The organism is Streptomyces sp. So13.3, assembly GCF_005860785.2.
In the GTDB taxonomy this organism is placed as follows: Bacteria; Actinomycetota; Actinomycetes; order Streptomycetales; family Streptomycetaceae; genus Actinacidiphila; species Actinacidiphila fildesensis.
Genome location: NZ_CP048835.1, coordinates 5,084,413 through 5,109,514, shown reverse-complemented (window position 1 = coordinate 5,109,514; position 25,102 = coordinate 5,084,413). Strand labels below are relative to the sequence as shown.

Genomic DNA, 25,102 nt, shown 5'->3' with positions numbered 1-25,102 from the left:
CCGCATGTTCCGGGCCGTCCCCCCGCGCGGTGCTCCCGGGCTGCGCCTGCCGCCTGCCCGCCCGATGCCGCCCCCAGAGGAAAACAAGAAGGGGTGCCCGGGGGGTCGGATACGATATTGACGGTCCGTAGATCAATCACTCACCCCGCGTAACGAATTGGGAGCAGCCTGCAATGGCTCGACACCTCATCACCAGCGCCCTGCCCTATATCAACGGGATCAAGCACCTGGGCAACATGGTGGGGTCGATGCTCCCGGCCGACGTCTACGCCCGCTACCTGCGCCAGACCGGGCACGACGTCCTCTACATCTGCGCCACCGACGAGCACGGCACCCCCGCCGAACTCGCCGCCAAGGAAGCCGGGCTGCCGGTCGACACCTTCTGCTCCGAGCAGCATCTGGCGCAGAAGGCGATCTACGACGGCTTCGCGCTGCGCTTCGACTACTTCGGCCGCAGCTCCTCCCCGGAGAACCGCGACCTGACCCAGCACTTCGCGCGCCGCCTCCAGGCCAACGGCTTCATCGAGGAACGCGCGATCCGCCAGGTCTACTCGCTCGCCGACGAGCGCTTCCTGCCCGACCGCTACATCGTCGGCACGTGCCCGCACTGCGGTTACGACAAGGCCCGCGGCGACCAGTGCGAGAACTGCACCCGGGTGCTGGACCCCACGGACCTGATCGACCCGCGCTCCGCGATCAGCGGCAGCAGCGCGCTGGAGGTCCGCGAGACCAAGCACCTGTTCCTCCTGCAGTCGAAGCTGGCCGGCGAGGTCGAGGCGTGGATCGACGAGGTGGGCGGCGAATGGCCCACCCTCGCCTCCTCCATCGCCCGCAAGTGGCTCACCGAGGGCCTCCAGGACCGCGCGATCACCCGCGACCTGGAGTGGGGCGTTCCGGTCCCGGCCGACACCTGGCCGGAGCTGGCCGCGGACGGCAAGGTCTTCTACGTCTGGTTCGACGCCCCGATCGAGTACATCGGTTCCACCAAGGAATGGGCGGACGCCGCTCCCGACGGGGAGACCCGGGACTGGAAGTCCTGGTGGTACGAGGCGGACGACGTCCGGTACACCGAGTTCATGGCCAAGGACAACGTCCCGTTCCACACGGTGATGTTCCCGGCCACCCAGCTGGGCACCCGCGAGCCGTGGAAGAAGGTCGACTACGTCAAGGCCTTCAACTGGCTGACGTACTACGGCGGGAAGTTCTCCACCAGCCAGCGCCGGGGCATCTTCACCGATGCCGCGCTGGACCTGCTGCCGGCCGACTACTGGCGCTACTTCCTGATCGCCAACGCCCCGGAGTCCGACGACACCTCGTTCACCTGGGAGGTCTTCTCCTCCTCCGTGAACAAGGACCTCGCCGACACCCTGGGCAACTTCGTCAACCGCGTCCTGTCCTTCTCCCGCAAGCGCTTCGGTGACGACGTGCCGGCGGGCAGCGCGGCCGGCGAGGCCGAGGCGAAGCTCGGTGAGCAGATCGCCGGACTGCTGGCCGAGTACGAGGGCCACCTGGACACCCTCCAGTTCCGCAAGGCCGCGGCCGCGCTGCGCGCCCTGTGGAGCGCGGGCAACTCCTACCTGGAGGAGAAGGCCCCCTGGATGGAGATCAAGACGGACCCGGACGGCGCGGCGCTCACCCTGCGCACCGCGATGAACCTCATCCACCTGTACGCGGTGGTCTCCGAGCCGTTCATCCCGTCCTCGTCCGCCGCGATGCGCAGCGCCTTCGCCCTTCCGGACGACAACCGGACCTGGGTCAGCCAGGACGAGGCCAAGTCCCTGTCCTTCCTGGCACCCGGCATCCCGTTCACCGTCCCGCCGGTGCTCTTCGCCAAGATCACCGATGAGGACCTCGACACCTACCGCGAGCGCTTCGGCGGCAACCCGGACACCGCCGAGTAGTACCGATGGTCATGAAGATCAGTGTCAGCCTGCCCGAGGCAGATGTGGCGTTCGTCGATGGGTATGCGTCGGCGACCGCCGCCGAATCGCGGTCCGCTGTGATACACGCAGCGATCGAGATGCTGCGCACGGCACGCCTCGAAGACGAATAGGCCGCCGCCTGGGACGAGTGGGACGGCTCGGAGGACGCCGGACTCTGGGAGGCGGCCACGGCCGACGGGGTGGTCCATGAGGCGCGGTGACATCTACCTCGTGGACCTGGATCCGGTCCGCGGCAGCGAGGCGATCAAGGCTCGGCCCGCTGTGATCGTCTCCAACGACGCCGCGAACCGGTCCGTGGAGACCCAGGGCCGCGGCGTGATCACGATGGTCCCGGTCACCTCCAACACCGACCGGGTCTACGCCTTCCAAGTCTTCCTGGATGCCGGGCGGTCCGGACTCGTCAAGGACGCCAAGGCCCAGTGCGAGCAGGTACGGACCGTGGCCGTGGAGCGGCTGGTACGACGTCTCGGAGCGGTGCCGTCCGTGACGTTGAAATCGCTGGACGACGCCCTCCGCCGTCAGCTGGCGCTGTAGTCCCGCCCGGCCGCCCGGTCGGGGAGTTCCCGGGAGCGGACGCGCGGTACCCGGCTCCTCCGCCCACGGCTGCGCCCACCCCCGTCGGCACGTGCAGCAGGTCTTCCGCGAGATGGGCGTCGCCGGTCAGCAGCCAGACGACGCGCAGCAGCCTCGGGCCGCGCGCCGCCACGAACTCCTCGAAGTCCGGGGGCGTCAGCATCGTCTGCTCGCCATCGTGTCCCTTCCACATCAGTGGAACGCGATGGCACTCCTTCCGGGTTGCCCCCGGTCCCGGACGGAACGCGTCCGGGACCGGGGGCCGCCGGTCAGACCTTCGGCTGCGGCTTGCGGAGCTGGATGTGCAGCTCGCGCAGCCGGCTCTCCTCGACCTCGCTCGGCGCGCCCATGAGCAGGTCCTGGGCGTGCTGGTTGAGCGGGAAGGCGATCGTCTCGCGGATGTTCGGCTCGTCCGCGAGCAGCATGACCATGCGGTCCACGCCCGGGGCGATGCCGCCGTGCGGCGGGGCGCCGAAGTGGAAGGCGCGGAGCATGCCGCCGAATTCCTTCTCCACGGTCGCCTGGTCGTAGCCGGCGATCTCGAACGCCTTGTACATGACCGCGGGCTCGTGGTTCCGGATCGCGCCGGACGACAGCTCGATGCCGTTGCAGACGATGTCGTACTGCCAGGCGAGGATGTCGAGCGGGTCCTTGGTCTCCAGCGCCTCCAGGCCGCCCTGCGGCATGGAGAACGGGTTGTGGGAGAACTCGATCGCGCCGGTGTCCTCGTTCTTCTCGAACATCGGGAAGTCGACGACCCAGCAGAACCGGAAGACGTTCTCCTCGAAGTGGCCGGCGCGCTTGGCGGCCTCGACGCGGACGGCCGCCATGATCTTGGAAACCTCGGCGAACTCGCCGGCGCCGAAGAAGATCGCGTGGCCGGGCTTGGCGTCGACGGCGGCCAGCAGCGCCTTGACGTCGTCCTCGGTCAGGAACTTGGCGATCGGGCCGGTGAGGGCGTTGTCCTCGCCGACGCGGACCCAGGCCAGGCCCTTGGCGCCCTGCTCGACCGCGTACTCGCCCATCTGGTCGAAGAACTTGCGCGGCTGGGCCGCGGTGTCCGGCACGGCCAGCGCGCGGACGTGCTTGTCGGCGAAGGCCTTGAAGCCGGAGCCGGCGAAGACGTCCGAGACGTCGACGAGTTCGAGCTTGGCGCGCAGGTCCGGCTTGTCGTTTCCGTACTTGAGCATCGACTCGCGCAGCGGGATGCGCGGGAACGGCGAGGTGACCTCACGGCCGCCGCCGTACTGGGTGAAGAGGTCGGTCATGACCTTCTCGATGACGCCGAAGACGTCCTCCTGCTCGACGAAGCTCATCTCGATGTCGAGCTGGTAGAACTCCCCGGGCGAGCGGTCGGCCCGGGAGTCCTCGTCGCGGAAGCACGGCGCGATCTGGAAGTAGCGGTCGAAGCCGGCGATCATCAGCAGCTGCTTGAACTGCTGCGGGGCCTGCGGGAGCGCGTAGAACTTGCCGGCGTGCACGCGCGAGGGCACCAGGAAGTCGCGGGCGCCCTCGGGGGAGGTCGCCGACAGGATCGGGGTGGCCAGCTCGTTGAAGCCGAGCGCGGTCATCTCCTTGCGGAGGAAGGAGATGACGTCCGAGCGCAGCATGATGTTCTTGTGCATGCGCTGCCGGCGCAGGTCCAGGAAGCGGTTGGTGAGCCGCGCCTCCTCGTTGGCGTTGTCCTCCGGGAAGACCGGGAAGGGCAGCGGGTCCGCGGCGCCGAGCACCTCGAAGGAGGTGACGTCGATCTCGATCCCGCCGGTCGGCAGGTCCGGGTTCACGTTCTCCGCGCTGCGCGCGAGCACCCGGCCGTCGACGCGGACGACGGATTCCTTGGACTGGCTGCTGAGCTGCTCGTACGCGGGCGAACCCGGCCGGACGACCAGCTGGACGAAGCCGTAGTGGTCCCGGAGGTCGACGAAGAGTACGCCGCCCAGATCGCGGCGATTGTGCAGCCACCCGGACAGGCGGACGTCGGTGTCGACGTCGGTGGCGCGCAGCTCGCCGCAGGTGTGGGACCGGTACCGATGCATCGTTCATCCAAGTCGTCGGATTTCGGTGAAGGAGCCCGGAAGGGGCCCGTCACAGCCTACCGGCGCCAGGACGTCCACCCCCATTCGTATGAGTCGGCCAAACCCTCATAAAATGTCCGAATGCGCACCGAGGACGTTCTGGCAGCCGTCGGCACGGGGCTGTGGCACTGGGACGAGACCGCCGGCACCGTGGCGATGAACGCGACGGCGGCGGCGCTGCTGGGGCTTCCCGCGGACCCGGTCACGTCCCGGTCGTCCGCCGTGCGCGCGTGCCTGCACGCCGAGGACTTCGTGGCGCTGAACGGCGGGCTCGCCCTCGCCCGCGCCGAGGGCACCGTGGTGGAGTCCCTGATGCGGGTGATCGGCGACGACGGCAGCATCCTGCGGACCGTACGCATCCGGATGCGGCCGACCGGCCGGCTCACGATGGCCGGGACGCTGCACGAAGCGCGCGCCGCGACCTCGGGCGGTGCGGTGCACTCCGGGGACTGGCGGCGGGCCCGGGAGGCCTTCCTGCTGGACGCCGGACGGGCGCTGGCGGAGGCGGACAGCACGGCCGAGGTGCTGCGGGTCGCCGCGACGCTGTCGATGCCGGGGTTCTCACCCGACGGACTGGCCGTCTTCGGCGTCCGGGGCGACCGGCTGGCGATCATCGGGCACCACGGCCACTCCGTCGGCACCGACGGCCCGTTCACGGACATGCCGATGGCCACCGACTACCCGGCCACGCTGGTGGTCCGCACCGGCCGGGCCGTCTATCTGCCGACCCCCGAGGCGTACGAACAGCGCTTCCCGGCGACCTGGCCGCTCGCCAAGCCCTTCGGCCGCTCCTCCTGGGCCTTTCTGCCGCTGGTGGTCGCGGGCAACACGATCGGCGCATGGATGGCGGCCTTCCGTGAACCGGTCGCCTTCACCCCCGACGAGCGCTCCGTCCTCACCACCGTCGCCCGGATGCTCGCCCAGGCGCTCTCCCGCGCCCACCTGCACGAATCCGAGCGGGAGCTCTCCGACGGCCTGCAGCGCACCATGCTCCCCACCCGGGGTCCCGGCATCGAGGGCATGACGGTCGCCGCCCGCTACGTGCCCACCGGCGGCGGGCTGCAGGTCGGCGGCGACTGGTACGACGCGATCGATCTGCCGTCCGGCCGCACCGCGCTGGTCATCGGCGATGTGCAGGGCCATGACGTACGCGCCGCAGGCCTCATGGGCCAGCTGCGGATCGCGCTGCGCGCCTACGCCGCCGAGGGCCACCACCCGGACGCGGTGCTGTCGCGCACCTCACGGTTCCTCGCCGGGCTCAGCGACCCCGACCACGGCGACGACGACCGGTTCGCGACCTGCCTGTACCTGGAGGCGGACCCGGCGACCGGCACCCTGGACGTGGTCAGGGCCGGGCACCCGGAGCCCGCCATCCGGATGGGCGACGGCACCACGATCATCCGCCGCACCGCGGGCGGCCTGCCGCTGGGCATCGCCCCCGACAGCGACTACCCCACGACCCGGCTGGTGCTGGAACCCGGCGAAGTACTGCTGATCTGCACCGACGGGCTGATCGAGACCGGCGGCCACGACCTGGACACCGGCTGGCAGCGGCTGCGCGCCGCCCTGGAGACCGCGCCGTCGGACGATCTGGAGGCGCTCGCCGACCATCTGGTGCGGGCGGTGCACGGGCCGGCGTCGCACCACACCACCGGCCCGCTCGCCGACCGCCGCGAGGACGACATCGCGCTGATGCTGCTGCGCCGCGACCTGGACGGGCCGAGCTGCGACGTTCCGGTGCGCCGGACGGTGCTGACCATCTCGCAGAGCGCGCCGCGGCAGATCCGCGAGGCCCGCCACGAGATCCGCGCGCTGCTGCACGACTGGACCGTCCCGGACCAGGTGGACGCGGCGGTGCTGCTGGTCTCGGAGCTGATCACCAATGTGCTGGTGCACACCGACGAGGACGCGGTGCTGACCGCGCGCCTGATGGGGGTGCCCGCCAAGCGCCGGCTGCGGATCGACGTGGGCGACCGCAGCGACGACATGCCGCATCGCCGCAGCCCCGGCGAGATGGCCTCGTCGGGGCGCGGTCTGCTGCTGATCGAGGAGCTGGCGGACGCCTGGGGTGTCGATCCCCGGGGCGACGGCAAGGCGATCTGGTTCGAGATCCACGAGGCCGCGGCGTCCGGCGGCCGCCGGCCGTAGTCGGCCGGCCGCCGTCACCGGTCCGGGGTCAGGCCCCCGCCGGGATCCGGCCGAGGCGGCCGGCCTGGAAGTCGTCGAAGGCCTGCGCCAGTTCGGCGTGGGTGTTCATCACGAACGGCCCGTACTGCATCATCGGCTCGCGGATCGGCTGTCCGCCGAGCAGCACGAACTCGAAGTTCGGGCTGCGCGACTCCTGCTTCTCATCCGCCTTGATCGTGAGCGAGTCGCCCTTGCCGAACACGACCGTCTGCCCGGTGCTGAACGGGCGGCCCGACGGGCCGGCGGTGCCACGCCCGGCGAGGGCGTAGGCGAGAGCGTTGAAGTCCGGCCGCCAGGGCAGCGTCACCTCGGCGCCCGGGTTCAGCGAGACGTGCATCATCGTGATCGGGGTGTGGGTCGCCCCGGGACCGGCGTGGCCGTCGAGGTCGCCCGCGATCAGCCGGATGAGCGCGCCGCCGTCGGCGGACGTCAGCAGCCGGACCTGGCCGCCGCCGATGTCCTGGTACTTGGGCGGCATCATCTTGTCGCTCTTCGGCAGGTTGACCCACAGCTGCAGCCCGTGGAAGAGCCCGCCGGTGACGACCAGCTCCTCCGGCGGCGCCTCGATGTGCAGCAGGCCGCTGCCCGCCGTCATCCACTGGGTGTCGCCGCCGTTGATCACGCCGCCGCCACCGTGCGAGTCCTGGTGCACGAAGGTGCCGTCGATCAGGTAGGTGACGGTTTCGAAGCCGCGGTGCGGGTGCCAGGGGGTGCCCTTCGCCTCGCCCGGCGCGTACTCCACCTCACCCATCTGGTCCATCATGATGAACGGGTCGAGGTTCTTGTAGTCGATGCCCGCGAACGCGCGGCGGACGGGGAAGCCCTCGCCCTCGAAACCGCTCGGCGCGGTGGACACGGCCAGCGCCGGACGCGGCACCGCACCGGCGGGCGCGGAGACGCGCGGCAGGGTCAACGGGTTCTCGACGGTCACGGCGGGCATGGCGGTCCTCCTCGTGTTCTGGATCCAACTTAGTTGAATACTGAACATTCGGCAAGGCGTGCGATATTCCCCCAGCTCAGCGGGTGGAATCAGCTCGCGTCAGCCATACATGCGGCGCATCGTGAATTCGACCATCTGTTCGACGGCCTTGGCGTCGAAGACCATCCGGTGCTGGCCGTCGATGTCGAGCACGAAGCCGTAGCCGGTCGGCAGCAGGTCGAGCACCTCGGCGCCGGTGATGACGAAGTACTTGGACTCCTTGCCCGCGTACCGCCGCAGCTCCTTGAGCGAGGTGAACATCGGGATCACCGGCTGCTGTGTGTCGTGCAGCGCGAGGAATCCGGGGTTCTCGCCGCGCGGGCAGTAGACCTTCGACGTCGAGAAGATCGCCTGGAAGTCCTCGGCGGAGAGCGAACCCGTGGTGAAGGCCCGTACGGCGTCCGCGAGCGAGGGTGGGGACGGCTCGGGGTACACCCCCGGCATCGGGGCAGCGCCGGGCGGTGGGCCGGGATGCGAGGTCTGGTCGTAGCCGTACACGTACCCAAGACTAGCGAGTGTCCCGTCACATCCGGGCGGGAAGGGGTTGCTTCTTATTACCGGCGGGTAGCATCATTCTGTATTACTGCTTGCTGTAGTACTGCCACGTAACTGATCGAGTGCGATACGGAGCCGTCGTCATGGGCCACTACAAGTCCAACCTCCGCGACATCGAGTTCAACCTCTTCGAGGTGCTCGGCCGCGACAAGCTCTACGGCACCGGCCCGTTCGCCGAGATGGACGTGGAGACCGCAAGGACCATCCTCAGCGAGGTCTCGCGCCTCGCGGAGAACGAGCTGGCCGCGTCCTTCACCGACGCCGACCGCAACCCGCCGGTCTTCGACCCGTCGGACAACACCGCGCCGGTGCCGGACACCTTCAAGAAGAGCTACCAGGCGTACATGGACTCCGAGTACTGGCGTCTGGGCATCCCCGAGGAGATCGGCGGCACCAAGACCCCCGCCTCCCTCATCTGGTCGTACGCGGAGCTGATTCTCGGCTCCAACCCGGCCATCTGGATGTACTCCTCCGGCCCGGCGTTCGCCGGCGTCGTCTTCGAGGAGGGCACCGAGGAGCAGGCCAAGGTCGCCAAGCTCATGGTGGACCGCCAGTGGGGCGCCACGATGGTGCTGACCGAGCCCGACGCGGGTTCCGACGTCGGCGCGGGCCGCACGAAGGCCGTCGAGCAGGAGGACGGCTCCTGGCACATCGAGGGCGTCAAGCGCTTCATCACCTCGGGCGAGCACGACATGTCCGAGAACATCATCCACCTGGTGCTGGCCCGCCCCGAGGGCGCCGGCCCCGGCACCAAGGGCCTGTCGCTCTTCATCGTGCCGAAGTACGACTTCGACTGGGAGACCGGCGAGCTGGGCGAGCGCAACGGCGCCTACGCCACGAACGTCGAGCACAAGATGGGCCTCAAGGCCTCCAACACCTGCGAGATGACCTTCGGCGACCAGCACCCCGCCAAGGGCTGGCTGCTCGGTGACAAGCACGACGGCATCCGCCAGATGTTCCGCATCATCGAGTTCGCCCGCATGATGGTCGGCACGAAGGCCATCGCGACCCTCTCCACCGGCTACCTGAACGCGCTGGAGTACGCCAAGGAGCGCGTGCAGGGCCCGGACCTCGCGCAGTTCATGGACAAGACCGCGCCGAAGGTCACCATCACGCACCACCCGGACGTGCGCCGCTCGCTCATGACGCAGAAGGCGTACGCCGAGGGCATGCGCGCCCTGGTGCTCTACACCGCCTCCGTCCAGGACCAGATCGCGGTCCAGGAGGCGGCGGGCGAGGACGCCAAGGCGCTCATCGGCCTCAATGACCTGCTGCTGCCGATCGTCAAGGGCTACGGCTCCGAGAAGTCCTACGAGCAGCTCGCCCAGTCCCTGCAGACCTTCGGTGGCTCCGGCTACCTGCAGGAGTACCCGATCGAGCAGTACATCCGGGACGCCAAGATCGACACCCTCTACGAGGGCACCACCGCGATCCAGGGCCAGGACTACTTCTTCCGCAAGATCGTCCGCGACCAGGGCCAGGCGCTGACCACCCTGTCCGAGGAGATCAAGAAGTTCCTCGCCGAGGCCGTCGGCGGCGAGGAGCTGGCCGCCGCCCGCGAGCAGCTCGCCACGTCCGCCGTGGACCTCGAGGCCATCGTCGGCACCATGCTGACCGACCTGGCCGGCACCGAGAAGGACGTCCGGTCCATCTACAAGGTCGGACTGAACTCCACCCGCCTGCTGCTCGCCTCCGGTGACGTCGTCATCGGCTACCTGCTGCTGCGCGGTGCCGCCGTGGCCGCCGAGAAGCTGCCGTCCGCCGGCGCGAAGGACACCGCCTTCTACACCGGCAAGATCGCGGCCGCGAAGTTCTTCGCCGCCAACATCCTGCCGAACGTCGGCGTCCAGCGGTCGCTGGCCGAGACCGTCACGCTCGACGTGATGGACCTGCCGGAAGAGGCGTTCTGACGCCAGGGACCCGCCCTGGGTCCCGTTCTGCCCGCACCCTGTGACAGGCCGCGCCGTCCGTTCCCGATTCCCCGGGCGGGCGGCGCGGCCTTTCGCGTTCTCCTCGCGTTCTCCGCCGTCGCGGACGACCGCCCGCCGCACAGCGAAGCCGGCCCGGGTCACCAAGCGCGGAGGCTTCGTGACCTGGGCCGGCGAATGGGCCTCAAGGGCCGTTCACACCGTGATCCGGCGTTACGGAGCGCACTCCGCGACGGCCGTGATGGTGTCGCCGAGAGCGCCGAAGGCGGTGACGTTCCACTGGTTGGTGTTGGTCGCGTCGCGGCTGTTGTCGAGGACCTGCAGCGTGACCAGGCCGCCGATGCGGTACCCGCCGCCCAGCAGCACCGTGCCCGCCGGGCAGGTCGCGGTCGCGGTGACCGAGCCCAGCAGGGTGTTCACCGGCGTGCCGACGACCTGGTGACTGGTGACCGGCCCGGCGGGGCCGGCCGGGCCCGGAGCACCCGGGGCACCAGCGGCACCCGGGGCGCCCGGAGCACCAGCGGCACCCGGAGCGCCATCGGCACCGGCCGGGCCCGGAGCGCCCGCGGCACCCGGCGCACCCGCGGTACCCGGAGCGCCGTCAGCGCCCGCGGCACCCGTGGCACCCGGAGCACCGGGGGCGCCAGGAGCACCCGCAGCGCCCGCAGCGCCGTCAGCACCGGGCGGGCCGGCGGGGCCGGGCTGACCGGGGTCACCCTGCGGTCCCTGCGGGCCGGGGGGTCCCTGCGGTCCGGGGGGACCCGTCTCAGGGCCGCCCTCGTGGTCGCAGCCGTAGCTGTTGTCGCACGCTGCGACAGCCCCCTTGGTCCCGGCGGAAGACAGACCGTGTCCGGTCGCCGCGCTGGCCGACCCGACGGACGCGGTGCCCGCGAAGAGGACGGTCACGATGCTCACTCCGCCGGCCAGACCCCACAGCCGTTGACGACGTGCGCGACTGGATATGGCGTGCCTCGATCGTTCGCTCATCAGCTCACCTTTGTGAGAGAAGGGAAGGGAGTCGCCCACGGGTTCCGGAGCGACCGAGGCCCATCCTTACCTTCCGTCATCGATACCGCACTTTGAGTAACCTACCGGAGTCAAAACCGATCGCTTCCGCCGGCGTCGCCGCGTTAGCGTCGCACCATGCCTGAACTGCGTACCGACCGCCTCCTGCTCCGCCGCTGGCGGGAATCCGACCTCGCGCCGTGGGCGGAGATGAACGCCGATCCCGAGGTCCGGGAGCACCTGGGCGAGTTGCTCACCCCCGAACAGAGCGCGGCCTCGGTGGCCCGCTTCGAGAAGGGGTTCGAGGAGCGGGGCTACGGCTGGTTCGCGGTCGAGGTGGCGGACACCGGCCGGTTCATCGGTTTCGCCGGGCTGGACCCGGTCGACGAGGGCTTCGCCTTCACCGGGGTGGAGATCGGCTGGCGGCTGTCCCGGCAGGCCTGGGGCCACGGCTACGCCACCGAAGCCGCCCTGGCCGTCCTGGACTTCGGCTTCAGGACCCTCGCCCTGCCGGAGATCCTCGCGGTGACCACCGCCACCAACGTGCGCTCCCAGGCGGTGATGCGCCGGATCGGCATGACCAGCGACCCGGCCGACGACTTCGACGATCCGGACTTCCCCGAAGGCCCGCTGCGCCGGAATGTACTGTTCCGGATCCATCCGTAGCGCCATGGTCCGGTCCGATTCGGCCGGATCCGGTCGGGACCGGGCCGGATCCGGACGTCCCGGTAGGTAGGGGCCCCTGAAAGTGCCCCGGGCACCCCGCCGACGGCATCCCGCGACGGCGGACTTCTATGCTGGCCCCATGAGCGTCCACCCTCACTTCACCCGTGCCCACACCGATGACCTGGTGGCCTTTGTGCAGGCCAGCCCGTCGCCCTACCACGCCGTGGCGAGCGCTGCGGAACGGCTGGAGAAGGCCGGGTTCCGGCAGGTCCAGGAGACCGAGTCCTGGGACGGTGCGAAGGGCGGCAAGTACGTGCTGCGCGGCGGCGCGATCATCGCCTGGTACGTCCCCGAGGGTGCACGTCCCGAGACACCGTTCCGGATCATGGGTGCGCACACCGACTCACCGAACCTGCGGGTGAAGCCGCGCCCGGACATGGGCTCGGCCGGCTGGCGGCAGATCGCCGTGGAGCTCTACGGCGGCCCGCTGCTGAACAGCTGGCTCGACCGGGACCTCGGGCTCTCCGGCCGGCTGACGCTGCGCGACGGCACCTCCCGGCTGGTCAACGTCGACCGGCCGCTGCTGCGCGTCCCCCAGCTCGCCATCCACCTGGACCGGGGCGTCAACGACAACGGCCTCACGCTGGACAAGCAGCGGCACATGCAGCCCGTCTGGGGCCTCGGCAAGGTGACCGACGGCGATCTGATCGACTTCCTCGCGGAGGAGGCCGGGGTGACCGGGTCCGAGGTCACCGGCTGGGACGTGATGGCGCACGACGTGCAGCCGCCCGCCTACCTGGGCCGCGACCGCGAGCTGCTGGCGTCGCCCCGGATGGACAACCTGCTGTCCGTGCACGCCGCGACGTCCGCTCTGGCGGCCGTCGCCGGCCAGGACCTCGCGTACATCCCCGTCCTCGCCGCCTTCGACCACGAGGAGAACGGCAGCGAGTCCGACACCGGCGCGCAGGGCCCCCTGCTCGGCAACGTCCTGGAGCGGTCCGTGCACGCGCGCGGCGGCGACTACGAGCACCGGCAGCGCGCGCTGGCCGGCACGGTCTGCGTCTCGTCCGACTCCGGTCACGCGGTGCACCCCAACTACGTCGAGCGCCACGACCCCACGCACCACCCGCGGGCCAACGGCGGTCCGATCCTCAAGACCAACGTCAACCAGCGGTACGCCACCGACGGTTCGGGGCGCGGCATCTTCACCGCCGCCTGCGAGCGGGTCGGGGTGCCGTTCCAGCACTTCGTGTCCAACAACTCGATGCCGTGCGGCACGACGATCGGTCCGATCACCGCGGCCCGGCACGGCATCACGACGGTCGACGTCGGTGTGGCGATCCTGTCGATGCACTCCGCCCGCGAGCTGAGCGGCGCGGACGACCCGCACCTGCTGGCGAGCGCGCTGAAGTCCTTCATCGAGAGCTGACGGCGGGTCCGGCGGTGCCCCGCCAACTCCGCTGCCGCGCATGGCCGTTCCGGTCGGGGGTAGACGCCCCCTCGGAACCAACCGGATCGGAACCGACCGGAACGGCCAACGCACGACGGAGGCGGACATCATGGGCATCGGCGGCTGCATCGCACTGATCGCGATCGGCGCGATCCTCACTTTCGCGACCGACTGGCACATGTCGGGCGTCAATGTCGACCTGGTGGGCCTGATCATGATGGCCGTCGGGGCGATCGGCGTCGCGGCCTACGTGAGCATCTTCAAGCGGCGCCGGCTGCAGACCGTACGGGGCGGCGTGGAGCCGATGGTCGAGGAGCGCCGCTACTACGAGTGACGACCGGCGGGGCCGTGCTCCGGCCCCGCCGACGCCACTCCCTCACTCGCCCGGCTCGTCCATCCCTGCCAGCACGAGCGCCAGCCGGCCCGCGCCGGCGGCGGCCAGCCGGACCGGGACGCCCCAGTCCTGCTGGTGCATATGGCAGGCCGGGTACTCTCCCCCAGTCTCCGACTGGGAGGTGCCCCCATCGGGGTCGTCGCACGAGGCGGCCATCGCCGACACATGCAGGACGCCCTCCGCGACCTCGGGATTCAGCACCAGGTCCCGGCCCAGGTCGGTGCCCTTCCCCTCGCCCTCCAGCAGGAGTTCCGGCGGGGTCGAGCTGACCAGCAGCCGCGTCGAGGGGCCGTAGCGCTCGTCGCGCTTCTGTCCGGCGGGCGCGGTGAAGACCACGTCGAGACGGAACGGCCCCGCGGCCACCTCCGTCGCCGGCCGCTGCGTGCGGTGCGCGGCCGACTCCACCCGCACCGCCTCCTCGGGCAGCCTCAGCCGGGTGAGCCGGTGCCGGGCCGACTCGACCACGATGACGTCCCCGCCCACCAACACCGCGTCGGACGGCTCCCGCAGATCGGTCGCGAGCGTCGTCACCTCGCCGGTCTCCGGGTCGAAGCGGCGCAGCGCGTTGTTGTACGTGTCGCTGATCGCGACCGATCCGTCGGGCAGTGCGGTGACGCCCAACGGGTGCTGCAGCAGCGCCTGTTCCGCGGCGCCGTCCCGGTGCCCGAAGTCGAACAGCCCGGTACCGACGGCGGTCCGCACCACGAAGCCGGCACCGTCGCTCTCGACCCAGCGCACGGCCGACGTCTCCGAGTCCGCGACCCACAAACGGTCCCCCGCGGCCGCCAGCCCCGAAGGCTGCGCGAACCACGCCTCGTCGGCGGGCCCGTCGACCAGCCCCTCGTTGGTCGTACCGGCCGCCACCTCGACGGTCCCGGTCGCCGGGTCGTACGCCCACAGCTGGTGCACACCCGCCATCGCGATCCACACCCGGCCGGCGAACCACGCGACGTCCCACGGCGACGACAGCGCCACCTCATGGGCCGGCCCCGCCGTCGGGAACCCCTGCCACCACTGGCCGCCGGTCCCGGCGAGCGTCGTCACGCCGCCGGTCGCCGGATCCAGCCGCCGCAGCGCGTGGTTCACGGTGTCCGCGACGACGACGGAACCGTCCGGCAGCAGCGCCAGCCCCTGCGGCTCACTGAACCGCGCCACCTCAGGACCGCCGTCCACCAGCCCGCGCTCCCCGTCGCCGAACCGCCGCACGACGGTCTCGCCGTCCGCGCCCAGTTCGACGAGCTGGTGCCGGGTCGTGTCCGAGACGAGAAAACCGCCGTCGGCGAGCGCCAGCGCCTTCCCCGGGAACCGCAGATGCGTCGCCACCGGCTCCGGCGCCACATAGGGCCCGTCGCCCCGCCGCAGCGTCCCCTTGGCGCCGTGCTCCGCCTCCAGCTCCGTGACCAGCGCCTCCAGCGCGTGCGCATGCCCCTCACCCGCGTGCTGTGCGACCACGTACCCCTCGGGGTCGACCACCACCAGCGTCGGCCACGCCCGTACCGCGTACTGCTTCCACGTCCCGAGCTCCGGATCGTCGAGCACCGGATGATGCACCTCGTACCGCTCCACCGCGTCCACGACCGCCTGGTGCTCCGCCTCGTGCACGAACTTCGGCGAGTGCACCCCGATGATCACGACGGTGTCCCGGTGCTTCTCCTCGAGCTCCCGCAGCTCATCGAGCACATGCAGGCAGTTCACACAGCAGAACGTCCAGAAGTCCAGAATGACGATGCGTCCTCGCAGGTCAGCGAGGGTCAGCTGGTGATCACCGGTGTTGAGCCAGCCGCCCTTGCCGATGAGTTCTGGGGCCCGGACGCGCGCACGTGCAGTCATACCCCCATCCAACAGCACGCCCGGGGTAGACATTCCTCCATGAAATACCTCGTGCGGGAGAAGCTGTTCGCGATCGGTGACGACTACTGGATCGAGGACGAACGCGGCGATCGGGCGTTCTACGTCGACGGGAAGGTCCTGCGGATCCGGGAGACGCTGGAGCTGCGGGACGCCCGGGGGGACGAGGTCGCGGTGATCCGGAAGAAGCTGGTGAGCCTGCGGGACACCATGACGGTGGAGCGCGGCGGGGACGTGCTGGTCACCATCCGGAAGAAGCGGCTGACGCTGCTGCGGGACGTGTTCCGGGCGGAGCTGGCCTCGGGGGAGGAGCTGGAGGTCCGCGGGGACATCGTCGACAAGGAGTTCGACATCGAGTACGAGGGGGAGCGGCTCGCGCGGATCTCCCGGAAGTGGTTCCGGATGCGGGACACGTACGCGATCGATGTGGAGCGCGAGGACGCGGACGCGGGGATGCTCATCGCCATCGCGGTGTGCGTGGACCGGATGGTCGACAAGGAGCACGGGGACGACTGAGCCGGCTGAGGGGGAGGGCCTGAGCCCTCCCCCGACCGGGCTACCGCGCGGCGGCCGCCAGCACCGCGTCGGCCATCGCCTGCTCGCCCCGGGCGTTGGGGTGGAACGGGATCGACCGGTTGGTCGGGATGAGGCCCTCGGTCCAGCGGGTGGCGTCGTCGCGGCAGATGTCACGGTCCGCGCTGGCCGGGTGGTTGTCGACGAAATCGGCGCCCCCGGCGTCGGCGACACGGGCCAGCATCGCGTTGAGGCTGTTCTCGAAATCGTTCAGGAAGGCCATGTCACCGCCGGTGAACAGCACGCGCGGGCGGCAGGTCCTGGCGTCGTCCGGGATGAGGTTGAGGTAGCCGACGAGCAGCACCCGGGCGCCCGGGGAGCGCTGATGGATCGTCCGGAGCGCGGCGGCGACCTTCGGCTCGGCCGCCCTGATCCGGTCGTCGAGCCCGCTGCCGTAGCTGTTGGCGCAGGGCTTGCCCGACGGGTCGAGCAGGCCCAGGGCGCTGCACTTGACGATGATCCCGGTGAACCCGACGTCGTTGCCGCCGATGGTGAGCGTCACCAGGCCGGTGTCCTTGGTGAGCGCGTCGAACTGGCCCTCGGAGGCGAGGGTGCCGGTGTCCGCTCCCGCGCAGGTGACGTCCGTGAGGACGGCCGACGTGAGGCGCGCGGCCACCAGGTGCGGGTAGTTGTGCGTGGAGCGCATACAGCTCGCGTCCGCCTCGTCCGGCACGCCGGGCGCGGAGGCGGCGGAGTCGCCGAGAGCGGCGTAGCGGACGGACGGCGGGGGAGCCGACGCCCCGGCGGCGGGTACGCCGATCAGGGCGGCCGCCGCGAGGGCGGTGAGGAGGGCGGCGGCTCGGGACAGGGTCTGGGACACGGAGAGCTTCCTGACGCTGGACAACACGATCACTACTGTGCGTGATCGTGTTGTCGCGCCGCGTGCGAGTCAAGCACCGCCCCGGCCGCCGCGCGGCGGCCCCGCCCCCACGACGAGCGCGCAGCGACCCCGCTCAGCCGAGGCGGCGGTCCCGCAGTACCGGGAAGTCGTGGCGGGTCTTCGTGACGAGGGCGGGGTCGAGGTCGACGGTGAGGATCTCCTCGCCGGTGCCGGCCTCGGCGACGATGTCGCCCCACGGGTCGACGACCATGCTGTGACCCGCGAGCTCGACACCCGCGTGAGTGCCCGCCGTCCCGCAGGCCAGAACGTAGGTCTGGGACTCGACCGCGCGGGCCCGCGCGAGCAGCCGCCAGTGCTCCCGCCGCTTCGCCGGCCAGCCGGCCGGGATGACCAGCATCTGGGCGCCGGCGTCGACGAGCAGCCGGAACTGCTCGGGGAAGCGCAGGTCGTAACAGGTCGCCAGGCCCAGCACGGTGTCCGGGAGCGCGACCGTGACGATCTCCTCGCCGGGCGCCATCAGCGCCGCCTCGCCCTGGTCGAAGCCGAACCGGTGGATCTTGCGGTAGGTGTGCCGCAGCTCCCCGTCGGGCCCGAAGACGAGCGAGGTGTTGTAGAGCGGCCCGTCAGGGTCGCGCTCGACGATGGAACCGGCGTGCAGCCAGACTCCCGCGTCCCGCGCCGCCGCTGACATCGCGTCGGCCGTCGGCCCGTCGAGCGGCTCCGCCTCCGCCGCGAAGGTGTCCGACGCGAAGGCCCCGACCGGCCACAGTTCCGGCAGTACGACCAGATCCGTCCCGCCCTGGGCGCGCACCAGCGCGGCCACCCGGTCCCGCCGGTCGGCGACCGTTTCGTTCAAGTCGACGTCGATCTGCAGCAAAGAAGCGCGCATACACCCACCGCCCATACGTTTGGTCGTCAAGTCGGGCCTACCATCGTCACTCGAAAGCACTGCGTGGGTACCCGCGCGGAGCGTAACTTAGGCGCACACCACCACGACCGCGCATCGATCCGTCGAGGGGTCCCGTGACCGTCCACAGTAAGATCCAGCCGTACATCGACGCCTGGACCCACTCCATAGAATCCATCAACGAATTGGTCGCCCCCCTCGTCGAGGGTGAATGGAACCGGCCGACCGAGTGCCCGTACTGGTCGGTGCGCGACGTCGTGTCACACGTCATCGGCTACGAGTGCGAGATGCTCGGGGATCCGCGCCCGATCCACACCCTGCCGAGTGATCTGCGGCACATCACCAGCGAGTTCGCCCGCTACATCGAGGTGCCGGTGGACACCCGGCGCCATCACACGGCCCCGGAGATGACCTCCGAGCTCGAGTACACGATCATCCGGCGCTCCCGCCAGCTGCGGAACGAGTCGCGCGGGCCCGAGCAGAGCATGCGCGGTCCGATGGGCCAGGAGATGACCCTCGAACACCTGCTGTGGATGCGGACCTTCGACGTCTGGGTCCACGAGCAGGATCTGCGGCGCGCGCTGGCCACCCCGGGGAACCTGGCGTCGCCCGCGGCCGTGTACGCGCGGGACTTCCTGCTCCGCGGGCTGCCGAAGATGATCGCCAAGGACGCCGGGGCGCAGCCGGGTTCCGCGGTGGTCTTCGACATCCACGGCCCGCTGGAGTTCATGCGGACGGTCCGGATCGACCAGGAGGGGCGCGGCACGATCGACTCCGCGGTCTCCCTGGGCCCCGCCGTGACCTTCAGCACCGACTGGGAGACGTTCCTGCGGCTGGTCTGCGGGCGGGTGCGCCCGGCGGCCGTCGCGGACCGGGTGAAGGTGGAGGGCGACCAGGGGCTGGCGAACGCGATCCTGGCGCACATCGCCCTCACCCCGTAGAGCGTCCCGCTCCCACCCGCTACACCGGCACGTGCACGCTCTCGACGCGGCTGACCGCGATCCGGTCCTTCTCCAGCCGGGTCGCGCGGCCGCGCAGCCGCAGGATCTGGAAGGTGCCGATCGCCTGGAGCACGAAGACACTGCACCAGGCGATCCGGTAGTTGTCGCCCGTCGCGTCCAGCAGCACGCCGATCGCCAGCAGCGTGATCATCGAGGCGGTGAAGCCGCCGACGTTGACGATGCCGGAGGCGGTGCCGAAGCGCTCCGGCGGGTTGGCCGGGCGGGCGAAGTCGAAGCCGATCATCGACGCGGGGCCGCAGGCGCCCAGCGCGACACACAGGCAGATCAGCATCCACAGCGGGACGTGGCCGCCGGGCCAGGACAGCACGGCCGCCCAGGCGACGGTGCTGGCCCCGATCGCGGTCAGCGTGATCGGCATCCGCGCGCCGTGGTGACGGGCGATCAGCTGGCCGAAGAGCGTGCCGAAGACCATGTTGGCGAGCACCACGAGGGTGAGCATCGACCCCGCCGCCCCGCGTGACATGCCCTGGTCCTCCACCAGGTACGGCAGCCCCCACAGCAGCAGGAAGACCATCCCGGAGAACTGCGTCGTGAAGTGCACCCACATCCCGAGCCGAGTGCCGGGCTCGCGCCAGGCGGAGACGATCTGGTGGCGCACATAGCCGAAGCCCGCGTGCTCGGCGGGGGCCGGCTCGTAGCCGTCGGGGTGGTCCTTGAGGAACAGCAGCACCAGGACGAGGACGAACGCGCCGCCGATCGCGGTGCCGGTGAACGTGGCGGTCCAGCCCGCCGAGTGCAGGATCCGGGAGAGCGCGACCGTACTGATCAGATTGCCCGCGACGCCGAAGAGCGCGGCGGCCTGCGCGATCATCGGGCCCCGGCGGGCCGGGAACCAGCGGGAGCCGAGCCGCAGCACGCTGACGAACGTCATCGCGTCACCGCAGCCGAGCACCGCGCGGGCGGCGAGGGCCATTCCGTACGAGTGCGACAGCGCGAACGCGAGCTGGCCGGCGGTGAACAGCACGATGCCGATGGTCAGCACCTTCTTGGTGCCGAGCCGGTCGACCATCAGCCCGACGGGTATCTGCAGCCCCGCGTAGACCAGCACCTGGAGGATCGAGAAGGTGGAGAGCGCGGACGCCCCGATGTGGAAACGCTCCGCGGCGTCGATCCCGGCCACGCCGAGGCTGGTGCGGTGCACCACGGCGACCATGTAGACGAGCGTGCCGATGCCCCACACCGTGGCGGCACGCCGCCCGCCGGGCGGTTCGCCGTTCATGCTCATGCGTCCCCCCGGGCCATGACCTTCACCCACGAGACATGGCGGTGCACCAGGGCGGCGGCGCGGACGCCGTCACCGTCCCTGAGCGCCGCGAGGATCTCGCCGTGCTCCACCAGGTTCTTCGCGACGCGGCTGGGCTCGGCGTGCATCGTGGCCACACCCATCCGCAACTGCCGGTCGCGCAGCTGGTCGTAGAGGTGGGCGAGGATGCGGTTGCCCGCCGCCCGGACAATCTCGGCGTGGAAGCAGCGGTCGGCGACCGCGAACGCCGCGAGGTCACCCGCGTCGGCGTGCCCCTGCTGCTCGGCGAGCAGCTCCTCCAGCCGGGCCAGCAGCGCGGGCGGCGCGGCGGGCACCAGCCGGGCGACCGCGTGCTGCTCGACGAGCAGCCGGGTCTCCACGACATCGGCGATCTCCTGCAGGGAGACCGGCAGGACGAGCGCGCCCTTCTTCGGATAGAGCTTGATCAGCCCCTCCGCCTCCAGGCGGAGCAGCGCCTCGCGCACCGGCGTACGGGACACCCCGACGGCCTCGGCGAGATCACCTTCGGTGAGCAGCGTGCCGCCCTCGTAACTGCGGTCGAGGACGCCCTGTTTGATGTGGACATAGACCCGCTCGGCGGCGGGCGGCGGCTTGGCGGCGGGGGCCACCACGGGGGCGGGAAGCATGATGGACGCATCATAGATACATCACGTATCCACGAGAAACCCGCGTCCGCGATACGGACCGGCCGGCCCGTGCGGACCCGTCAGGGGTGCAGGCTGCTCACCACGTTGGCCGTCGCCGTGAGCCCGTTCTGGATGCTCGGGGCGACGCTCGAGCCCGCGAGGTAGAAGCCGAGGAAGACGCAGACCAGTGCGTGCGAGACCTTCAGTGATCCGCTGCGCAGGAAGACGACCGTCATGATCAGGAGCAGCAGGATCGCGGATACGGATACGGCCACGGTGTCCCTCCGGGCGGAAGCTGGGTTTCCCCCTAATATCGCCACAGATCCGGCTTTTCATGACGGATGGACACGGCAAAGAGGCCCGGACGTTTGTACGTCCGGGCCTCTTTCGCGTGATGCTCGGCTGCGCCGGTGAACTACGCCCAGGTCAGCAGGCGCTTCGGCTGCTCCAGGAGCGCCGCGACATCCGCGAGCACCTTCGAGCCCAGCTCGCCGTCGACCACCCGGTGGTCGAACGACAGGGCCAGCGTGGTGACCTTGCGGACCTTCACCTTGCCCTTGTGTACCCAGGGCATGTCCTTGACCGCGCCGAAGGCGAGGATCGCGGACTCCCCCGGGTTCAGGATCGGCGTTCCGGTGTCGACGCCGAAGACGCCGACGTTGGTGATGGTCACCGTGCCGCCCTGCATCTGCGCGGGAGAGGTCTTGCCCTCGCGTGCGGTCGCCACCAGCTCACCGAGCGCGGTGGCCAGTTCGGGCAGCGTCTTCGCGCCGGCGTCCTTGATGTTCGGCACGATCAGCCCGCGCGGGGTCGCCGCGGCGATGCCCAGGTTCACATAGTCCTTGCGGACGATCTCCTGGCCGGCCTCGTCCCAGGTCGCGTTCACCTCGGGGTTCCGCCGGATCGCCACCAGCAGCGCCTTCGCCACCAGCAGCAGCGGGCTGACCTTGCGGCCCTCGAACGCCGGGTCCAGCTTGAGCTCCTGGACCAGCTTCATCGTCCGCGTGATGTCGAAGGTCACGAACTCCGTGACGTGCGGCGCGGTGAAGGCGCTCGCGACCATCGCCTGCGCGGTGGCCTTGCGGACGCCCTTGATCGGCGTACGGATCTCCCGGGCACCCGGCTCCGCGACGACCGCGGGGCTCGCGGCGGCAGCGGCGGGCGCCGCCACCACGGCGGGCTCGGCCGGCGCGGGCGCGAGCGCCGCGTGCACGTCCTCACGGGTGATGGTCCCGTCCCGGCCGCTCGGGACGACGGAGCTCAGATCGATGCCGAGGTCCTTCGCGAGCTTGCGCACCGGGGGCTTGGCCAGCGGCCGGTCCCCGGCGGGAGCGGCGAGGCCGGTGGCCCCGGTCGCGCCGTGGCCGTTCAGCTCCGCCGCCGGCCGGCCCTTGGGCTGGGCCGGCACCGGGCCGGGCGTCCTGCGGGCCCGGCGGACGGTCGACGCCTCGGAGACGCCGTAGCCCACCAGCACCGCCTGCCGCTTCGCCGGCTCGGCGGGTGCGGCGGGTGCCGCTTCGGCCGGCACGGCCGCGGCCGGGGCCGCGGCGGCGGCCGGAGCCTCGTCCGGGGCGCCCGGGGTGGTGTCCACCGAGATGATGGCGGTGCCCACGTCGACCGTCTCCCCCTCGGGGAAACGGATCTCGTGCACGACGCCGTCGAACGGGATCGGCAGCTCGACAGCCGCCTTCGCCGTCTCGACCTCGCACACGACCTGCCCGTCGGTGACGGTGTCACCCGGCTTGACGTACCACTTGAGGATCTCGGCCTCGGTGAGTCCCTCGCCCACATCGGGCATCTTGAACTCGCGGAAGCGCTGCGCAATGTCGGTCACAGTCACGCTCTCCTCGCCTCTCAGTACGCCAGCGCGCGGTCGACGGCGTCGAGTACGCGGTCCAGGCCGGGCAGGTACTCCTCCTCGAGCCGGGCCGGCGGGTACGGGGCGTGGAAGCCGCCGACCCTCAGCACGGGAGCCTCGAGGTGGTAGAAGCACCGCTCGGTGATCCGGGCGGCGATCTCCGCGCCGGTCCCCAGGAAGACGGGAGCCTCGTGCACGATCACCAGCCGGCGGGTCTTCTCGACCGACGCCTGGATCGTGTCGAAGTCCATCGGCGACAAGGACCGCAGGTCCACCACTTCCAGGCTACGACCCTCCTTGGCGGCAGCCGCGGCGGCCTCCATGCAGACCTTCACCATGGGACCGTACGCCGCCAGGGTGAGATCCGTGCCGGTGCGGGTCACCCGGGCCTTGTGCAGCGGGCCCGGAATGGCCTCGGTGTCGACCTCGCCCTTGTCCCAGTAACGGCGCTTCGGCTCGAAGAAGATCACCGGGTCGTCGCAGTCGATGGACTGCCGCAGCATCCAGTAGGCGTCCTGCGGGTTGGACGGCGAGACCACCTTCAGGCCCGGGATGTGCGCGAAGAGCGTCTCCGGGGACTCGCTGTGGTGCTCGACCGCGCCGATGCCGCCCGCGTACGGGATGCGGATGACGACGGGCATCTTGACCTTGCCCAGCGCCCGCGCGTGCATCTTGGCGAGCTGCGTGACGATCTGGTCGTACGCGGGGAAGACGAAGCCGTCGAACTGGATCTCGACGACCGGCCGGTAGCCGCGCAGCGCCAGGCCGATCGCGGTACCGACGATGCCGGACTCGGCCAGCGGGGTGTCGATGACCCGCTCCTCGCCGAAGTCCTTCTGCAGGCCGTCGGTGATGCGGAAGACGCCGCCGAGCTTCCCGATGTCCTCGCCCATGAGCAGGACCTTGGGATCGGTGTCCAGCGACTGGCGCAGCGCCTCGTTGAGGGCCTTGGCCATGGTCAACGTGGTCATGGTCATGGTCAGTGCCCCTCAGTCTCGTCGGCGAACGACGCGAGGTACTCGGCGAACTGCGCGCGCTCCTCGTCGACGAGCGCGTGCCCGTCCGCGTAGACGTTCTCGAAGATCGCCATGGTGTCGGGGTTCGGCATGGTGCGCACACCGTCCCGCACCCGCTTGGCGAGCGCGTCGCTCTCCTTGTCGATCGAGGCGTAGTACGCCTCGTCGGCGAAGCCCTCGGCCTCCAGGTACGTCTTCAGCCGCAGGATCGGGTCCTTCAGCTCCCACTGCTCGCGCTCCTCGTCGGCGCGGTAGCGGGTGGGGTCGTCGGTCGTGGTGTGCGCGCCCATCCGGTAGGTGAACGCCTCCACGAGCATCGGCCCCTGGCCGGTGCGGGCCCGCTCCAGGGCGGCCTTGGTGACGGCCAGCACGGCCAGCACGTCATTGCCGTCGACCCGGACGCCCGGGAAGCCGAAACCGGCCGAGCGCTGGTAGATCGGCACCCGGCTCTGCTTCTCGGTCGGCTCGGAGATCGCCCACTGGTTGTTCTGGCAGAAGAACACCACGGGGGCGTTGTAGACGGCCGCGAAGGTGAAGGCCTCCGCGACATCGCCCTGGCTGGAGGCGCCGTCGCCGAAATAGGCGATGACGGCGGAGTCCGCGCCGTCCTTGGCGACACCCATCGCGTAACCGGTCGCGTGCAGCGTCTGCGAGCCGATGACGATCGTGTACAGGTGGAAATTGTTCTCGTTGGGGTCCCATCCACCGTGATTGACCCCGCGGAACATGCCCAGCAGGTTCAGCGGGTCCACATCGCGGGTCCAGGCCACACCGTGTTCACGGTAGGTCGGGAAGACGTAGTCGTCCGGACGGGTGGCCCGTCCCGATCCGATCTGTGCCGCCTCCTGGCCGAGGAGCGAGGCCCACAGGCCCAGCTCGCCCTGCCGCTGCAGTGTGATCGCCTCGGCATCGAAGCGGCGGGTCAGCACCATGTCGCGGTACAGGCCACGCAGCTCGTCCGGGGTCAGGTCGATGGAGTACTCGCTGTGCTCGACGCGCTTGCCCTCGGGGGTCAACAGCTGTACGAGCTCGGGCTCGCCCCCACGGCGCTTCGCGCCGCCGCGGGTAGTCCTCCGCGCGGCAGTGCTCTTCACGCTCACGTTCGCTCCTCCGTCTGTCCGGCCCCCGGGATCCGCCGGGAGGCCAGTTGCGGCTCACCTGGTGTCGACGCGGCGCACGGGGTATGTGCGGCATGGCCGAGCCAGGCGTGACAGTGCCCCGGCAAGTGGCCTGCAAGAAAGACGTTACCTACTACATCCGCAATCGCGCGAAGGCGTCCTACCTGCGGTTTTGCTTGGATTACCTAGTAAATAGGCGTTGTCGCAGGCCACCGGGACAGAGGAACGGTATCTCGCGGATCGAAATGGCGTAAGAGGTCTGGAGATCGAATCG

General features: G+C 70.5%; 24 protein-coding genes and 1 pseudogene. 10 read left to right on the top strand and 15 right to left on the bottom strand.

Annotation, left to right across the window (positions count from 1 at the left end):
• Positions 1 to 173 precede the first annotated feature (173 nt).
• The 3 genes from metG (at position 174) to C8250_RS22965 (ending at position 2,477) form a co-directional block, all read left to right on the top strand.
• Positions 174 to 1,901, top strand: a complete 1,728-nt coding sequence (metG, locus tag C8250_RS22975) for a methionine--tRNA ligase (protein WP_138351259.1) — start codon at positions 174 to 176, stop codon at positions 1,899 to 1,901.
• Positions 1,902 to 1,912: 11 nt separating this feature from the next.
• Entirely contained in the window at positions 1,913 to 2,053 is a 141-nt protein-coding gene (locus tag C8250_RS44895) for a hypothetical protein (RefSeq protein ID WP_346268770.1), read from the top strand.
• A 76-nt stretch (positions 2,054 to 2,129) separates the two neighbouring features.
• Positions 2,130 to 2,477: a type II toxin-antitoxin system PemK/MazF family toxin gene (locus tag C8250_RS22965; protein WP_138351258.1), complete on the top strand. Its 348-nt coding sequence runs from the start codon at positions 2,130 to 2,132 to the stop codon at positions 2,475 to 2,477.
• A gap of 94 nt (positions 2,478 to 2,571) precedes the next feature.
• On the opposite strand, the pseudogene C8250_RS43645 reads toward C8250_RS22965, so the two are convergent.
• A pseudogene (locus C8250_RS43645) lies at positions 2,572 to 2,679 on the bottom strand (SigE family RNA polymerase sigma factor); the annotation flags it as partial.
• A gap of 106 nt (positions 2,680 to 2,785) precedes the next feature.
• Entirely contained in the window at positions 2,786 to 4,552 is a 1,767-nt protein-coding gene (gene aspS / locus C8250_RS22960) for an aspartate--tRNA ligase (protein ID WP_138351257.1), read from the bottom strand.
• A gap of 120 nt (positions 4,553 to 4,672) precedes the next feature.
• Between aspS and C8250_RS22955 the strand changes: the two genes are divergently transcribed.
• Positions 4,673 to 6,739 carry a SpoIIE family protein phosphatase gene (locus C8250_RS22955; RefSeq protein ID WP_138351256.1) on the top strand — a complete coding sequence of 689 codons (2,067 nt, stop codon included), beginning with the start codon at positions 4,673 to 4,675 and terminating at the stop codon, positions 6,737 to 6,739.
• Positions 6,740 to 6,767: 28 nt separating this feature from the next.
• Here the strand turns inward: C8250_RS22955 and C8250_RS22950 are convergent, their stop codons facing one another.
• Positions 6,768 to 7,718 carry a pirin family protein gene (locus C8250_RS22950; protein ID WP_138351255.1) on the bottom strand — a complete coding sequence of 317 codons (951 nt, stop codon included), beginning with the start codon at positions 7,716 to 7,718 and terminating at the stop codon, positions 6,768 to 6,770.
• A gap of 99 nt (positions 7,719 to 7,817) precedes the next feature.
• Positions 7,818 to 8,201 (bottom strand): SseB family protein, encoded by a 384-nt coding sequence (locus tag C8250_RS22945; RefSeq protein ID WP_203674324.1) that lies wholly within the window; start codon positions 8,199 to 8,201, stop codon positions 7,818 to 7,820.
• A gap of 194 nt (positions 8,202 to 8,395) precedes the next feature.
• Here C8250_RS22945 and C8250_RS22940 point away from each other — a divergent pair, with 194 nt between their 5' ends.
• The gene (locus C8250_RS22940; protein WP_138351253.1) at positions 8,396 to 10,222 is read left to right on the top strand and encodes an acyl-CoA dehydrogenase; all 1,827 of its coding nucleotides are present in this window, start codon (positions 8,396 to 8,398) and stop codon (positions 10,220 to 10,222) included.
• A gap of 231 nt (positions 10,223 to 10,453) precedes the next feature.
• Here the strand turns inward: C8250_RS22940 and C8250_RS43640 are convergent, their stop codons facing one another.
• Entirely contained in the window at positions 10,454 to 10,660 is a 207-nt protein-coding gene (locus C8250_RS43640; protein WP_164608034.1) for a hypothetical protein, read from the bottom strand.
• The gene (locus C8250_RS43635) at positions 10,657 to 10,956 is read right to left on the bottom strand and encodes a hypothetical protein (protein WP_244809298.1); all 300 of its coding nucleotides are present in this window, start codon (positions 10,954 to 10,956) and stop codon (positions 10,657 to 10,659) included. Before C8250_RS43635 ends, C8250_RS43640 begins: the two co-directional genes overlap by 4 nt.
• 427 nt (positions 10,957 to 11,383) lie before the next feature.
• On the opposite strand from C8250_RS43635, the gene C8250_RS22930 reads away from it, so the two are divergent.
• From C8250_RS22930 to C8250_RS22920, 3 genes are all read left to right on the top strand, one after another.
• Complete coding sequence (locus C8250_RS22930) at positions 11,384 to 11,911, top strand: GNAT family N-acetyltransferase (RefSeq protein ID WP_138351251.1); 528 nt, start codon at positions 11,384 to 11,386, stop codon at positions 11,909 to 11,911.
• Positions 11,912 to 12,050: 139 nt separating this feature from the next.
• Entirely contained in the window at positions 12,051 to 13,340 is a 1,290-nt protein-coding gene (locus tag C8250_RS22925; RefSeq protein ID WP_138351250.1) for a M18 family aminopeptidase, read from the top strand.
• 130 nt (positions 13,341 to 13,470) lie between these two features.
• Positions 13,471 to 13,695 (top strand): DUF6458 family protein, encoded by a 225-nt coding sequence (locus C8250_RS22920; protein WP_138351249.1) that lies wholly within the window; start codon positions 13,471 to 13,473, stop codon positions 13,693 to 13,695.
• Between the two features lie 42 nt (positions 13,696 to 13,737).
• Here C8250_RS22920 and C8250_RS22915 read toward each other — a convergent pair whose 3' ends face one another.
• Positions 13,738 to 15,585 (bottom strand): NHL domain-containing thioredoxin family protein, encoded by a 1,848-nt coding sequence (locus C8250_RS22915; protein WP_138351248.1) that lies wholly within the window; start codon positions 15,583 to 15,585, stop codon positions 13,738 to 13,740.
• A gap of 39 nt (positions 15,586 to 15,624) precedes the next feature.
• Between C8250_RS22915 and C8250_RS22910 the strand changes: the two genes are divergently transcribed.
• Positions 15,625 to 16,119, top strand: coding sequence for an LURP-one-related family protein (locus C8250_RS22910; RefSeq protein ID WP_138351247.1), 495 nt, complete (start codon positions 15,625 to 15,627; stop codon positions 16,117 to 16,119).
• Between the two features lie 40 nt (positions 16,120 to 16,159).
• Here the strand turns inward: C8250_RS22910 and C8250_RS22905 are convergent, their stop codons facing one another.
• Both C8250_RS22905 and C8250_RS22900 read right to left on the bottom strand, forming a co-directional pair.
• Positions 16,160 to 16,996 (bottom strand): SGNH/GDSL hydrolase family protein, encoded by an 837-nt coding sequence (locus tag C8250_RS22905; RefSeq protein ID WP_138351246.1) that lies wholly within the window; start codon positions 16,994 to 16,996, stop codon positions 16,160 to 16,162.
• Positions 16,997 to 17,129: 133 nt separating this feature from the next.
• Complete coding sequence (locus C8250_RS22900) at positions 17,130 to 17,906, bottom strand: carbon-nitrogen family hydrolase (RefSeq protein WP_138351245.1); 777 nt, start codon at positions 17,904 to 17,906, stop codon at positions 17,130 to 17,132.
• Between the two features lie 134 nt (positions 17,907 to 18,040).
• Between C8250_RS22900 and C8250_RS22895 the strand changes: the two genes are divergently transcribed.
• Positions 18,041 to 18,865, top strand: a complete 825-nt coding sequence (locus C8250_RS22895) for a maleylpyruvate isomerase family mycothiol-dependent enzyme (protein WP_138351244.1) — start codon at positions 18,041 to 18,043, stop codon at positions 18,863 to 18,865.
• 19 nt (positions 18,866 to 18,884) lie between these two features.
• Here C8250_RS22895 and C8250_RS22890 read toward each other — a convergent pair whose 3' ends face one another.
• The 6 genes from C8250_RS22890 to pdhA form a co-directional block, all read right to left on the bottom strand.
• Positions 18,885 to 20,171, bottom strand: a complete 1,287-nt coding sequence (locus C8250_RS22890; RefSeq protein ID WP_138351243.1) for an MFS transporter — start codon at positions 20,169 to 20,171, stop codon at positions 18,885 to 18,887.
• Entirely contained in the window at positions 20,168 to 20,836 is a 669-nt protein-coding gene (locus C8250_RS22885) for a GntR family transcriptional regulator (protein ID WP_138351242.1), read from the bottom strand. The genes C8250_RS22890 and C8250_RS22885 overlap by 4 nt, the downstream gene beginning before the upstream one ends.
• Before the next feature lie 80 nt (positions 20,837 to 20,916).
• The gene (locus C8250_RS22880) at positions 20,917 to 21,111 is read right to left on the bottom strand and encodes a hypothetical protein (RefSeq protein ID WP_138351241.1); all 195 of its coding nucleotides are present in this window, start codon (positions 21,109 to 21,111) and stop codon (positions 20,917 to 20,919) included.
• Between the two features lie 140 nt (positions 21,112 to 21,251).
• Positions 21,252 to 22,634 (bottom strand): dihydrolipoamide acetyltransferase family protein, encoded by a 1,383-nt coding sequence (locus tag C8250_RS22875; RefSeq protein WP_138351347.1) that lies wholly within the window; start codon positions 22,632 to 22,634, stop codon positions 21,252 to 21,254.
• Positions 22,635 to 22,690: 56 nt separating this feature from the next.
• The gene (locus C8250_RS22870) at positions 22,691 to 23,665 is read right to left on the bottom strand and encodes an alpha-ketoacid dehydrogenase subunit beta (protein WP_138351346.1); all 975 of its coding nucleotides are present in this window, start codon (positions 23,663 to 23,665) and stop codon (positions 22,691 to 22,693) included.
• An 8-nt stretch (positions 23,666 to 23,673) separates the two neighbouring features.
• The gene (gene pdhA, locus C8250_RS22865; RefSeq protein WP_138351240.1) at positions 23,674 to 24,810 is read right to left on the bottom strand and encodes a pyruvate dehydrogenase (acetyl-transferring) E1 component subunit alpha; all 1,137 of its coding nucleotides are present in this window, start codon (positions 24,808 to 24,810) and stop codon (positions 23,674 to 23,676) included.
• Between the last annotated feature and the right edge of the window lie 292 nt (positions 24,811 to 25,102).